Here is a 12,123-nt window from a genome sequence, read left to right on the forward strand (position 1 = left end):
GCAATGGGTTGCCCGCAGCCGAGGCGATCGCAGCCCTCCGGTGCATGCCCTGCGCCGGACGGTCCCGGCTCAGGAGCGCGGCTCGCCGGACTCGTCCTGAGCGGCGGCGACGATCGCGTGCACGGTGGCGGCGACGAGTTCCCTGTCGAGCGGGGCGTCGTCGAAGGCACGGTGCATGGGCCAGCCCTCGATCAGCGCGTCGAGTGCGCGTGACGCCCCCGGCGTGAAGTGCAGAGCCAGACTCTCCCGACTGCGGTGGGCCCAGGCACGGGTCGTGGCGGCCACCGCGGCGTTGTGGTTCGCGTAGGCGTACATCTCGAAGATGAGGGTCATGTCGCGTTTCGTGGCATAGCCCGGACCGCAGATGAGCTCGACGACGGCGGCCTCGGCCTCGGCGAGTGTCCGGGCACGCTGCACGGTCCGCCGGTAGAACCGGGACATGGTGTCGGCGAGCCGGGCGAACGCCTGGGCCAGCAGGTCGTCGATGCCGTCGAAGTAGTACGTCAGTGAGCCGAGCGGGACTCCGGCCCGCGTCGCGATCCTGCGGTGTGTCGTCCGGTGCACCCCGTTCTCGGCGATCACATCGAGGGCGGCGTCCAGGATGCGTTCCCTGCGCCCGGGATCGTTCGGAACCTCGCGTCGTGTGCCGCTCACGCCCCCAATGTGCCACGCGGCGACATCCCAAAAGTGTGTACGCTTGTACAGACTTATGCTCGAGCATCTTCTGGAGCCACGACCGTGACCGTCGACCTCGCGGTGCGCCGTACCGCTGTGTTCGCCCTCTTCTTCCTGCCCGGCCTCACCATCGCCTCCTGGGTGACGCGCACCCCCGACGTACGCGACCTGGTCGGCGCCTCGACCGCGCAGATGGGCCTGATCCTGTTCGGGCTCTCGGTCGGCTCCATGGTCGGCATTCTGTGCTCGGGGCCGCTCGTGGCCCGCTGGGGCGCCCGCCCCGTGATCGTGGTCGGGACGGTCGCGGTGGCGGCGGGCGCGGCCGTCACAGGCATCGGTGCGGCGGCCGGTGCCGGCCCCGTCGTGGCCCTGGGCCTCGCCCTCTTCGGCTTCGGCATGGGCGGCGGCGAAGTCGCCCTGAACGTCGAGGGCGCGGAGGTCGAACGCCTCCTGGGGCGCTCCACCATGCCGGCGATGCACGGGTTCTTCAGCCTGGGCACCGTCGTCGGGGCGCTGGCCGGCATGCTCCTGACCGCCATCTCCTTCCCCGTCCTCGCGCACCTGACGATCGTCGCCGCCCTGGTCGTCGCCGTGCTCGCCCTCGTGATCCGCAACATCCCCTCCAACGTGGGGCGCCGGGCCGACGCCGGCGCCACGGCCACCCGGGCACGACGCCCTCAGGTGTGGAAGGACACGAGGCTGCTGCTCATCGGCTGCGTCATCCTCGCGCTCGCCATGGCAGAGGGGACGGCGAACGACTGGCTGCCGCTGGTCATGGTCGACGGCCACGGCCTCGACGCCGCCCTCGGATCGGCCGTCTACGCCGCTTTCGCGGCGGCGATGACTGCCGGACGCTTCATCGGCGGCCGGTTCGTCGACCGCTACGGACGGGCGGCCGTCCTGTGCGCCAGCGCCCTCGTCGGAGCGATCGGCCTGGCCCTGGTGATCTTCGTCGACCACCAAGCGGTAGCCGCGTCCGCCGCGATCCTGTGGGGACTGGGCGCCTCACTCGGCTTCCCCGTCGCACTCTCCGCGGCGGGCGACTCCGGCGAGGACTCCGCCGCCCGCGTCGCACTCGCCGCCACCGTCGGCTACGTCGCGTTCCTCGTCGGACCACCCGCACTCGGCTTCCTCGGCGAGCACTACGGACTGCGCAACGCCCTCATCCTCGTCCTCGTCCTGGTCGTGGCCGCCGCCTTCGCCACACCCGCCGCCCGCTCCGCGGCAGAACCGCGTCCCAAGGAGCCGACGGGCGTGTGAAAAGTCCACCCTGGGCGGGCGTGCCGGCGTCCGGCGGTGCTCGGGGAGAATCGGCGTACGGCTCGACGAAGGAACTCCATGACGACCGAGGTACCCGCGCACGGTGCGCAAGAAGACGACTTCTGGCAGGAACGGCGGATCTGCTTCCTGACAACCCACCGCCCGGACGGCAGCCCGCACCTGGTCCCCGTGGGTGTCACCTTCGATCCCGACGCGGGTATCGCACGCGTCATCAGCAGCGCGAACAGCACAAAGGTCCGCAACGTCCGGGCAGCCGCCCCCGAAGCACGGGTCGCCGTCAGCCAGGTCGACGGACGCCGCTGGTGCACCCTCGAAGGCACCGCGCTCGTCAAGGACGACCGGGACTCCGTCGCCGAGGCCGAACGACGCTACGCCCAGCGCTACCGGGCCCCTCGGCCCAACCCCGAGCGCGTGGTCATCGAGATCACCGTCACGCGGGCGATGGGCACGGTGCGACCGGCGGGCTGGTGACCGGCTCACCGGGCCGGGGCATGTCTCTCAGCCGGCGATTCAAGGGTCGGGCCGACGATGGCTGTTCGGCCCCGGGGCTGACCAGCGGGTGGTCAAGCCTTGGCCGGGCCGCTCCGGGCCCCGAGGCCGTCACGCTCGGTATCTCGGGGCCCGGCATCAGGGGTGCGGATTGACCGACGACCGCGCCCCTGAGTGATCACGCAGGAGCGCGGTCGGACACCGCGGGCGGGTGGAGACGTTCGGCGCCGCCCGGTGCGAAAGGCCCGCGCAGGGTCTGTTCCTGGTCGGGACAGAGAAGAACGCCGCTGGTCAGCCCCGTGTACCCACAAATTTGTGGGTACTTGTGGGCGGCCTTGCGGGTGCGCGAGGCTGTGTGCGCGGGCGGTCGAAGACCGCTCCGGAAACCAGGCGTCGGGGAGGTCGGCAGTGTCAGGAAGCGGTGCGGGCCTCGGCGAGCCGGGCCAGTCGCCGGTATCCCCAGTCACCGAGGGGCGCCAGCGCGTCGGCGAGTTCGCGGCCGTGGGCGGTCAGGGAGTAGACCGTCTTCCGCGGCAGCTCGTCGTACACCTCCCGGTGCACCAGCTCATCGCTCTCCATCTCCCGGAGCGCCTGGGTCAGGACCTTCTCGCTGATCTCCGGTAGGCGCCGGCGCAGCTCGCCGGGACGTTGAGGGCCGGACTCCAGGACCCACAGCAGGGTGGTCTTCCACTTGCCGTCGATCACGGCGACGGCCGCCGTCACCCCGCAGACATCCGTGTCCCGGGCACGCCCGCGTGTCATCTCCACCCCCACCGAATACCGCCATGACGGCACAACGATAGGAGCTGAGGCATGTCCTCATCCACCGAGAACCACGACCAGCCCACCGTCACCGTCCTCGGCCTCGGGCCGATGGGCCGCGCGCTGGCCGGTGCCTTCCTGGAAGCCGGCCTGCGTGTCACGGTCTGGAACCGTACCGCGGGCCGTGACCGGGAACTGGTCGAACGGGGCGCCACCGCTGCCCGGACGGCCGAGGAAGCGGCCGCAGCCAGCGGCCTGACCGTGGTGTGCGTGGTGAACTACGACGCGGCCGACGCCATCCTGCGCCGTCCGGCGGTCACCGACACCCTCAAGGGCCGCACGGTGGTGAACCTGACCGCCGACACTCCCGGCCGGGCCCGGGACACCGCCACCTGGGCAGCCGACCACGGCATCAGCTACCTGGACGGCGCGATCATGACACCGGCCACGACCATCGGAACACCGGACGCCGTCTTCCTCTACAGCGGCCCGGAGCATCTCCACCACGACTCCCGCCCGGTGCTGGACGCCCTGGGCGGCGCCCACACCCACCTCGGAACGGAGATCGGCCGGGCGGCGGCCTACGACATCGCGCTGCTCGACATCTTCTGGACGGCGATGGCCGGCTACGCCCACGCCCTGGCCGTGGCACGGGCGGAGGGAATCACCGCGCAGGAACTGGCCCCGTTCGCCAAGGGCATCGCCGCGATCCTGCCACCGCTGTTCGAGCTGGACGTGGAGGACATCGACAACGGGAACTACACCGGGGACCTCAACCCGATCACCTCGACCGTGTCGACCATGGCTCACATCATCCACACCTCAGAGGAGCACGCCATCGACGCGAGCCTGATGCGCGCCGCCGAGGGACTGGCCCGCCGCGCCGTCGGACGGGGGCACGGCACCGACGGATTCCTGCGCGTCATCGAGATCATGAATCCTCGCTGAGCGAGCCGCCGGCGTGGCGGAGCCGGAGGCGGGCACCGCCGCCTCCGGCTCCTGGCCTGCGCGAACGCCGCTGCGGCCCGTGCGGAGGCGGAACGCGAAGCCGCTCGGCGCCGGGAGCGCCGGCACTGTCACCAGCCTCACCGCGATAAGCAGTGGGATAAGGACCCGGCCTGCGGCGCACGGTCGTGGAGCCCGACGGCCGGGACCTGGTCGCCACCAGCGGCGTCGCCGCGGTGGGCACCGGCCGTCCGGTGCCCGGCAACTGCTGTTTCCGGATGGCCGGCACCGGCAAGGCTCTGGTGGCCACCGTGGTTCTGCAACTGGTGGATGAGGGCGAACTGGCGCTCGATGACACGGTGGACCGCTGGCTGCCCGGCCTGGTGGACGGCAACGGCAACGACGGGAGCCGGATCACCGTCCGCCAACTCCTCCAGCACACCAGCGGCCTCCACGACGACATCCCCGGCTTCGCCACTCCACAGCAGTACTACGTGCACCGGTACGACACCTACACCCCCCAGGAGATCGTCGCCCGGGCGACGCGGCACCGCCCGGACTTCGCAGCCGGCGACGGATGGGCATACTCCAACACCGGCTACGTCCTTGCTCGACATGATCATCGAGGAAGTCACGGGCCGCCCCTGGCACCAAGAAGTCCAGGACCGGATCCTGCGGCCCCTGGCCATGGACCACACCTACCTGCCGGGCAGCACCCCCACCCTCCGCAGTCCCCACGCCAACGCCTACGAGGTCTACCCCTCCCGTGAACGGATCGACGTCACCCGGGTGATCGTTCCCGACCCCGGCGGCAACGTCTCCACCACCTCCGACGTCAACCGCTTCTTCGGAGCCCTGCTCGGAGGCGAACTGCTGCCCCCGGAACGGCTGGCCGAGATGCGGGACACCGTCCCGGTCGACGAGGAGACACAGGTGTTCTGGCCGGACGGGCGCTATGGCCTCGGCCTGGTCAACCGGCCGCTGTCCTGCGGCGGAAGCTACTGGAGTCACGAAGGCGGCCAAAGCGGCTACATCACGCTGAACGGCGCCACCCACGACGGCAGCCGCAGCGTCACCGTTTCCATGTCCACCGCCCTGGGCGACTCGCCCGACAACGCCCTTCGGCAGGAACAGGCCGCCAGCGATCTCGTCGACCACGCCCTGTGCGACACCCTCGTCGCCGGTCAGGACACGTAGCGGCCCATCGCAGCACTGGGCAGGGCCGGTGGCGATCTGTGTCGTCGGCGTGCCGGGCTGCGGATCCGGCGGTTCACGATCCCGGGCCGGCTTTGTCGCGTCGGGGGAGATCGACTGGGACATCTGCATCGTCGTCCGGTGGAGCCTTTCCACAGATCCCGCAGCATCTGACAGTGCCGCGGGAGACTCCGCGCGGCTGAGTCTCCCGGTTCTGGTCCTACTGCATGATGGTCCGTGGCAGGTGGGAGGGGTCGCCGACACAGCTGTAGAACTGGAGCGTGTAACCGCGTCCGATGTTCACCATGGTGGGCTCGTGTGCGGTCCGGTACAGAGGAGCACCGCTTTTCTTGGCGTCCTCGGTCGGGCGCCAGCTGCCGGTGCCCCCGTCCCATTCGCTGCTGTCGACTGTGAGCAGCGCTTCGACGGGACCGCTGCATTCGCCGCAGTGCAGTTCGTCAGCTTCCGCGGGGTCACGGAAGGTGAAGTGCGCCGGCCAGCCGCCCAGCTTCCAGCCGGGCGCGACGGACAGGTCGGACCAGTAGTCCGCGGACCGTGCCTTCGCCCATGCGGTCACTCGGCTGTCCTGTTCCTCGTTGAGGAGGTGGGTTGGGGGGAACTCCTGGACTTCTTCTGGGTGAAGCACACAAGGGGAGGGCACATGTTGGGTGTCTGTCACGTATGGGGGCTCGGGTGGTGCTGTCAGGATTTCCGTCACGTCGGATGACCGGCGCCAGCGCAGTTGCACGGCGTCGGAGCAGCCTTCGATGTCGTCGAACGGCGCCCACAGGATCTGAAGGAGGTCCGTCCGTTCGGGGAAGGAGAGCATCGGGACGTCCCGGGCGTAGAGCTGCGCGACGGGAATGAGCGGGAGGGGGCCTTCAGACATCAGCTCGGGCGGGTGTCCAGCGGTGATGCGGTCGTTGATCTCCTGTTCCTGTTTGGTGAGCAGGTTCTCGCGGGGGCCACGAGGTCGTGCCCAGGCGTCCGTGAGCAGGTCCCGCCGGGTACGTATGTCCGCGAGGGTGCTCAGCCGCCCACGAGGGCGGAATGCGGGCGTTCGCACAGGCCACGGCTCCTCGACCGGCCACAGCAGCGGCCCGCCCGCCGAACTGTCGTGCACGGTAGGGGCACCCGGGCGCGGATGCAGGCGTATGGCTGTCCTGGCCAAGCCCGCCATATCCGGAAGCTCCGCGGCCACGTTGAACGGGCGTGGCGGTGTCGTACGAGCCATGTCTTCCCCTCTGCAAGATCGATGCCGCATCCAAACACGGGGCACTGACAAGTCGAACACTCCACTGATCGGGGATCTCGGCTGCGATGACGGATCGTTCGGACCGGACCCCTGTGGCAGCAGCAGCGAGCCCGCCGACGGAGAGCACACTCGCGGCCAGGCCGTGACCGCCGTAGCCTTCATCCGTCACTACGTTGCCGGTGCCGTCCTCACCATCACCGTGGTCCGCCTCGTCTACCTGTAGACGCCCGAGAAGTCTGTTGTCCGCGGACAACAGACCACCCATGCGCCACGCGGGCGCTGCGGCTGACTGGCCCCACATCAGCTGCTCAGCGGCCGTGCGCGGTGAGATCACATCCGTTGCTCCCACCCGCCAGGGGTAGTGGGAGCAACGCCGTAAGTCGCCTCCAGGACACGGGCGTCCACTTCGTTGTTGACCACCGCCGCGACATCACGGCGAGTCCGGCGAGAGAGGGACTGGAGCACCCGCTCCAGTCCCTCTCGGCCCTCGGGCGGGTCGTAGTCACAGCACGGACACCCGTAATAGCCGTCGTAGTAGGGTCCGGAAGCAAGGCCATGCCGGCGTCGACGGCTCATCTCGGCGGCCTGCTGCCTCCACCAGGCGAGATCACATGCCACCTCCCCCGGCCTGCCACGCGACCGCCGCGGAACCGCTGGCACCTTCTCCATCGAGGTCGACTACGACCTCACCGTGACAGCACCAGCCGACAGCTGACCTCCAGCAGGGGAGAGAAGTCCAGCACGCGTCGAGTCCAGGTGTGCCGGTATGACCTTTCATGCACCCAGGTGATTCCAGGAACAAGACCGACCCCTGCGGAGCGGACCACTCTTGCCCGGCAGTGCCGCCTTCCCGCCGCGCGTTCCGGGTGCGGCCGGCTCCTGTTCCCCTGTGGCTGCATCCCGCTGTGCCACGCCGGCGTGATGTTGTTGCTGTGCCGTGTCTGGTTCCAGCTTCTCGTCTGTTGCCCCTGTCTGCGGGTCTTCGACGGGCCGCCTTGGCTGCCCAGGGTGGGTAGCCAAAGCCCTGGGACTGGTACGTTTCCGCCCGGCACGTCTTCTGCTGGCATCCTCTCCAGGCGGGAGTGGACCCCTGCGCGCCTGGACACCCGGCCGCCGCGCCCGGGGCCGCTGCCTCTCGTTCTGGCTGGTCCCGCCGTGCCGTGTACTGTCACCTGGTCGTGTCCCGCTCGGCTGTCGGGTGCCAGCGCGGCCGTCAACTCTCGCCCCGCTTCCCCCGCCCCGTCCCGGTGGGCCCGGCCGTCCAGCCGCGCTGCGCCACTGCCGCCGTCTGGTCTCGCGGCAGCCCCGAAGCCGGCCTTGTGTGCGCCTTGGTGTTGGCCGCCTTCCGGCTGGAAAGCGGCAAGCGGACCGCCTCAGAGCGGCATGGCGAAACGGCGGCAGACGTGGACGCGCGTGAACTGTCCTCGTAGCTGTTCTTCCTCCGCGAGCTGAGCGTGTGCGAACACCATGAGAGGTCGCAGACCGGGCCGCGCCTCGATGATGGCTCGGCCGGGCTCCGAAGAGTCACGGTCGTGGTGGGCGTATACGTGCAGGTAGTGATCGCTCTCGGTGAAGCCCATCGCTCGATACCAGCTCAAGGTGTCCGGGTCGTCCCGGCTCCAGGCGTCCAGGGTTGTCGCGCCGAGCGTGCGGGCCCGGTTGCGGGTCCGTTCCAGCAGTTCGCGGGCCAGGCCGCGGCGCTGGTGGTCCGGGTGAACGGCGGCTGTGTCGATCGTCGCCACGTCGCCCTCGATGCTGCTGTCCATGATTCCGACGACGCTGCCGGCTGCGTCGGCGGCTACCAGGTCCAGGCCGGGGGCCGCGGTGGTGGGCTTGGCGCGGGAGACGTCGTCGAAGTACGCGGTCCGGAGGAAGGCCAGTACCCGGCAGTGGAGCCAGGACGTCTCGTCAGCGGGGGTGAACGCGCGGATGCTGTAGCTCAAGGCTGTGGTCCTCTGCAGGCGTGGCGGTGTGTGGACGGCGGCTGCAGAGTTGAGACATCACAGCGCAGATCCTGACGGCCCCGCGCGCGTGCTGGCAAGCGATTTGGCGACTGGCCAGGCGGCTATAGACCCTTCTGAAACCACGATGGCGATCCGGGTGCCGCGGTCAGCGGCTGAGCCGGGCCATCACCTTGCGGTTCGCGGCGGCGATACGGCGCATCAGCGTCCCTTCGGTGAGCTTGGTGCGAGGCGTGACCGGTTGTGGCGGCACGGGCGTTTGTCCCGTTCTGAGCCCCCGCCGCGGTTCCCGGCCCCAAGGACGAAAGCGGCGGGGCACCGCGGCGGGCTGATGTCAGTTGCCGTCGCCTTCTTCGTCTTCCCACTCGGAACTCGCCAGGGCCGCGCAATCCAGCCGTTCGATGACGTTGCCGAGTCTTCCTGATGACCATGCTGGCCAGGCCCCTCACCTTCACGGCGGAGGGGAGAGCGACTACCGCGGACAGGGAACTCCCAGCTACGTGTTGAGCGGGCGTGAGACGGCCGTCCGAGGCTGACGTACCGCAGTTCAGACCGATCACGGCTCCGCCGGGGCCCTCCACCACGGGAGGGCCCCGGCTTCAGCCCGGACGTGTTCCACCCCCCCGGCGTCTCTCGTCCCGGTGCCACATCACAGATCACTCAGCGGTGCATGGAGAAGAGCGCGATCTCCCAGAGGCTCAGAGAGTTCGATGGAACCCAGAACCGGAAACTGCTCAACCGCCGCGCACATCTGGTCAGGGGATTGCATATACCTGCTGAGAGGCGCTATCTCCACGGTGTCTGGCTGTTCGTCTACCAAGATGCCCACAGGCTCGTACCTACAGGAGAATCCTTCCTCGTACCAGATGACAATCTTGCGACCATCATCTCGAAGGTCCGCGAACCACCATTCCAGGACTGCTGCGCCTGCCCGGCTATCGGGCTCAGCACGTGTTGCCGATGGCACCTGTGGAGGCAGTGACGCCTGCACCGCGCGCGGAGGTGTGGTGGGGACGAGGGCGTCCGGCGAAGGCGTGCCCGTAGGGGCCGGAAGGTCTCTTGCGTTGCGCTCCACGTCCCTTGCCTCATCCCCACCAGCACATGAAATCAACATGGCGGGCAGGACCAACGCGATCAACAGGGCTGACCATCGAGGAGGGGAAGGAGTCCCGGAACCGGTTGCGCCGCCCACGATTTCACCTCATTGCATGACCAGCAAGGATGTAGTGGTGACTATCAGTCAAGCCGCCAGGTCCGTGAAGTGCGTTCGCCCTGCACAGGAACGGTTCGCTGAGGTCGTTACGCCCGTGCAGGGAACCTCAGTATTCAGGTCGATGGCAGTGACGATACCGGCCGCCTCGACTCTTCTGTTGGCGCGTACCGGAAGGCTGGGCCGCCCCGACGAAGCGCCCCAGGTCTGGATGTGAAGGCCGATAACTGACTGGTAGAGGTTGGAGGCCGGCAAGAATGGTCTGATCCGGGCCAGGGCCCCCGAGGCTGTCACCTCCCCCGACGTTGCTGCGCTCCGTCCGGCTCCGTCCGCCCGGGCGTCGGTAGCCGCCGCGGCCCCGCCGCCGAAGCCGCCACCGGCCCCCCCGGGCCACTGCCAGCATGGTGGGATCAACCTCGGTGTGGCTTCATCGAGCTGTAGTGGCTCTGGCCCCGTTTCCGTGATCGGTCACTCAGAGAGTTCAGATGATGAGGTGAGTCGGGCATGAAGGGAGCGCGCGATGTCATCCACCAGGTCAGTCGCGACCCGTTGTTGTGCCGGACGCCTGAGCAATTCGAACACCCTCGGTCCGCGCAGTTCCTGAGACAGGTTTCCCATGCGTGGCATCACGTGGAAGTGCACATGCGCGAAGCCCTCCACCTCGGCGAACTGTGCGACGTACGTCTTGACGCAGCCCGTCACATCGTGGAGTGCTCGGGACACCCGCACCTGCCACGTGCCCAGCGTTGTCGCCTCGGCATCGGTGAGTTCATGCACGGCTGTGACGTGGCGTCGGGGCAGCAGGACAAGCCAACCGGGAAGAGCGGTATCGAAAGCATGAGCCACCCGCCAATGTTGATCGAAAGCGATGCGCTCGCTGAGTGGTAACCCGTTCAGGCGGGCTTCCTGGCTGCACGTGTAGCACTCCGGTGTCGTCATGACCGGATCGTAGGCCGTGTACCTGTCGTTCACCGGCCACTTGAACGGAACGGTGGACTCACCATGCGGAGCTCACACGAGGAGGACCCGCTTACGCAGGAGGGCGAATCCCGCGCGGCCGAACATCTGGCGTTCGAGCATCTTGATCCGGTTGACGTGTCCTTCGACAACGCCGGAACTCCAGCGGAGGGTGAGGCCGGCGATGACGGCTTCGTGTCTCTGTCGATGCCTGCGGCGAGGGTGTGCAGGCTGGGCAGGTCGTCCTGGCGGACATTGTCGAGCCACTGCGGGAGCACTCCTACCGTCACCGGCCCATTCCCCATCGGCGGGCGCTCACAATGGGGGCATGTTGTCGCGATCCGTAGATCTTCATCTGCTGGTACAGCTGGACGCGCTGCTGGCCGAGCGGAGTGTGACGGGGGCGGCCCGCAGACTGGGGCAGAGCCAGCCGACCTTATCGGGAGCCCTGGCCAAGTTGCGCCGGCACTTCGACGACCAGCTCCTGGTCCGGTCGGGGGGCGAACGCCAGCTGACCCCACTGGGCGCGCAGCTGCGCCCCCTGACCGAGGCCGCCTTGGAAAGCGCGGAGCGGGTCCTCACCAGCACCGCCCGCTTCGATCCGGCCGTGTCCACCCGGGAATTCACGGTGGTGACCTCGGACTACGGGGGCGCCACCGTCCTGCCATCACTGCTACGGGTGATCGGCGAGCGGAGCGGCGGGGTGCGGGTGCGTCAGATTCCCATCACCGTCAGCGGACTGGAGGAAGGGCTCCACACGCTGCGCTCGGTGGATGCGCTGCTGATGCCGCGTGGAGTGGTCCGAGGGCTGCCGCATCTCGACCTGTTCCACGACGAGTGGGTCTGCGTGGTGTCCGCCGGAAACCGCCACGTCGGTGAGGAGTTCACCCTTCACCATGCGCAGCAACTGCCCTGTGTGCTCCTGAGCAACGCGCCCCCCGGCGGCTCGCTGTCGGCGGCGACCACCTCTCCGGCCAATCAGCTGGAGATGCTCGGAGTGCACCTGCAGGTAGTGGCCTCCGTGAACAGCTTTCTGGTCATCCCACTGCTGCTCGCCGACAGCGACCGCTTCGCCCTGTTGCCACGGAGCCTGGTGCGGCTGGTGCACCCGGACGCGGGACTGCGGGTCCTGCCGTGTCCTTTCGAGGCCGTCCCTCTGGTGGAAGCGGCTTGGTGGCACCCCGTGCACGAGAACGACGCCGGACACCGGTGGTTCCGTCAGTGTCTCGGGCGGGTGGCCGCGGAATTGCGGGGCAGCGAGACGTCCTGAACATCGGCGACACCGATGCTCAGCACAAACATATTGTCACTGTTTCTGCCCCTGCCCGCTGCGAAGGTGGACGCACCGGCGCCCGCGAGAGGCGCCCCCCAACGAAGGGAACGCGGTGGGACAA

10 protein-coding genes and 1 pseudogene are annotated in these 12,123 nt (G+C 68.8%); 6 read left to right on the forward strand and 5 right to left on the reverse strand.

Features of this window, described 5'->3' with window-relative positions; translation table 11 throughout:
- Positions 1–69: 69 nt before the first annotated feature.
- Complete coding sequence (locus SXIM_RS26905; RefSeq protein ID WP_030738035.1) at positions 70–654, reverse strand: TetR/AcrR family transcriptional regulator; 585 nt, start codon at positions 652–654, stop codon at positions 70–72.
- 84 nt (positions 655–738) lie between these two features.
- Between SXIM_RS26905 and SXIM_RS26910 the strand changes: the two genes are divergently transcribed.
- Together SXIM_RS26910 and SXIM_RS26915 are read left to right on the forward strand one after the other, a co-directional pair.
- Complete coding sequence (locus SXIM_RS26910) at positions 739–1,935, forward strand: MFS transporter (protein WP_046725316.1); 1,197 nt, start codon at positions 739–741, stop codon at positions 1,933–1,935.
- A gap of 78 nt (positions 1,936–2,013) precedes the next feature.
- Positions 2,014–2,427: a pyridoxamine 5'-phosphate oxidase family protein gene (locus SXIM_RS26915; protein ID WP_030738042.1), complete on the forward strand. Its 414-nt coding sequence runs from the start codon at positions 2,014–2,016 to the stop codon at positions 2,425–2,427.
- Positions 2,428–2,856: 429 nt separating this feature from the next.
- On the opposite strand, the gene SXIM_RS26920 is transcribed toward SXIM_RS26915, so the two are convergent.
- Positions 2,857–3,207: a winged helix-turn-helix transcriptional regulator gene (locus SXIM_RS26920; RefSeq protein ID WP_030738044.1), complete on the reverse strand. Its 351-nt coding sequence runs from the start codon at positions 3,205–3,207 to the stop codon at positions 2,857–2,859.
- Positions 3,208–3,258: 51 nt separating this feature from the next.
- On the opposite strand from SXIM_RS26920, the gene SXIM_RS26925 reads away from it, so the two are divergent.
- From SXIM_RS26925 to SXIM_RS28655, 3 genes and pseudogenes are all read left to right on the forward strand, one after another.
- Positions 3,259–4,155 (forward strand): NAD(P)-dependent oxidoreductase, encoded by an 897-nt coding sequence (locus tag SXIM_RS26925; protein ID WP_030738047.1) that lies wholly within the window; start codon positions 3,259–3,261, stop codon positions 4,153–4,155.
- A gap of 251 nt (positions 4,156–4,406) precedes the next feature.
- Positions 4,407–4,691 (forward strand): annotated as a pseudogene (locus tag SXIM_RS28650) (serine hydrolase domain-containing protein); the annotation flags it as partial.
- A 76-nt stretch (positions 4,692–4,767) separates the two neighbouring features.
- On the forward strand, positions 4,768–5,349 hold the full coding sequence (locus tag SXIM_RS28655) for a serine hydrolase domain-containing protein (RefSeq protein WP_281289067.1): 582 nt from the start codon (positions 4,768–4,770) through the stop codon (positions 5,347–5,349).
- A 217-nt stretch (positions 5,350–5,566) separates the two neighbouring features.
- On the opposite strand, the gene SXIM_RS26935 is transcribed toward SXIM_RS28655, so the two are convergent.
- From SXIM_RS26935 to SXIM_RS26945, 3 genes are all read right to left on the reverse strand, one after another.
- Positions 5,567–6,580, reverse strand: coding sequence for a hypothetical protein (locus SXIM_RS26935; protein ID WP_046725317.1), 1,014 nt, complete (start codon positions 6,578–6,580; stop codon positions 5,567–5,569).
- A 1,394-nt stretch (positions 6,581–7,974) separates the two neighbouring features.
- A complete protein-coding gene (locus SXIM_RS26940) occupies positions 7,975–8,544 on the reverse strand; it encodes a GNAT family N-acetyltransferase (protein ID WP_030738052.1) in 570 nt (189 codons plus the stop codon).
- Positions 8,545–10,240: 1,696 nt separating this feature from the next.
- On the reverse strand, positions 10,241–10,711 hold the full coding sequence (locus SXIM_RS26945) for an HIT family protein (RefSeq protein ID WP_078635845.1): 471 nt from the start codon (positions 10,709–10,711) through the stop codon (positions 10,241–10,243).
- A 346-nt stretch (positions 10,712–11,057) separates the two neighbouring features.
- Here SXIM_RS26945 and SXIM_RS26955 point away from each other — a divergent pair, with 346 nt between their 5' ends.
- Positions 11,058–11,999: a LysR family transcriptional regulator gene (locus SXIM_RS26955; protein WP_030738057.1), complete on the forward strand. Its 942-nt coding sequence runs from the start codon at positions 11,058–11,060 to the stop codon at positions 11,997–11,999.
- Positions 12,000–12,123: the final 124 nt, after the last annotated feature.

The sequence above is a fragment of the Streptomyces xiamenensis genome (assembly GCF_000993785.3).
Lineage (GTDB): Bacteria > Actinomycetota > Actinomycetes > Streptomycetales > Streptomycetaceae > Streptomyces > Streptomyces xiamenensis.

Bases quoted from the DNA above. Each gene is read 5' to 3' on its own strand.
- SXIM_RS26935 (WP_046725317.1), bottom strand. From the start codon at position 6,580: ATGGCTCGTACGACACCGCCACGCCCGTTCAACGTGGCCGCGGAGCTT.
- SXIM_RS26955 (WP_030738057.1), top strand. From the start codon at position 11,058: ATGTTGTCGCGATCCGTAGATCTTCATCTGCTGGTACAGCTGGACGCG.
- SXIM_RS26920 (WP_030738044.1), bottom strand. From the start codon at position 3,207: ATGACACGCGGGCGTGCCCGGGACACGGATGTCTGCGGGGTGACGGCG.
- SXIM_RS26915 (WP_030738042.1), top strand. From the start codon at position 2,014: ATGACGACCGAGGTACCCGCGCACGGTGCGCAAGAAGACGACTTCTGG.
- SXIM_RS26925 (WP_030738047.1), top strand. From the start codon at position 3,259: ATGTCCTCATCCACCGAGAACCACGACCAGCCCACCGTCACCGTCCTC.
- SXIM_RS28655 (WP_281289067.1), top strand. From the start codon at position 4,768: ATGATCATCGAGGAAGTCACGGGCCGCCCCTGGCACCAAGAAGTCCAG.
- SXIM_RS26945 (WP_078635845.1), bottom strand. From the start codon at position 10,711: ATGACGACACCGGAGTGCTACACGTGCAGCCAGGAAGCCCGCCTGAAC.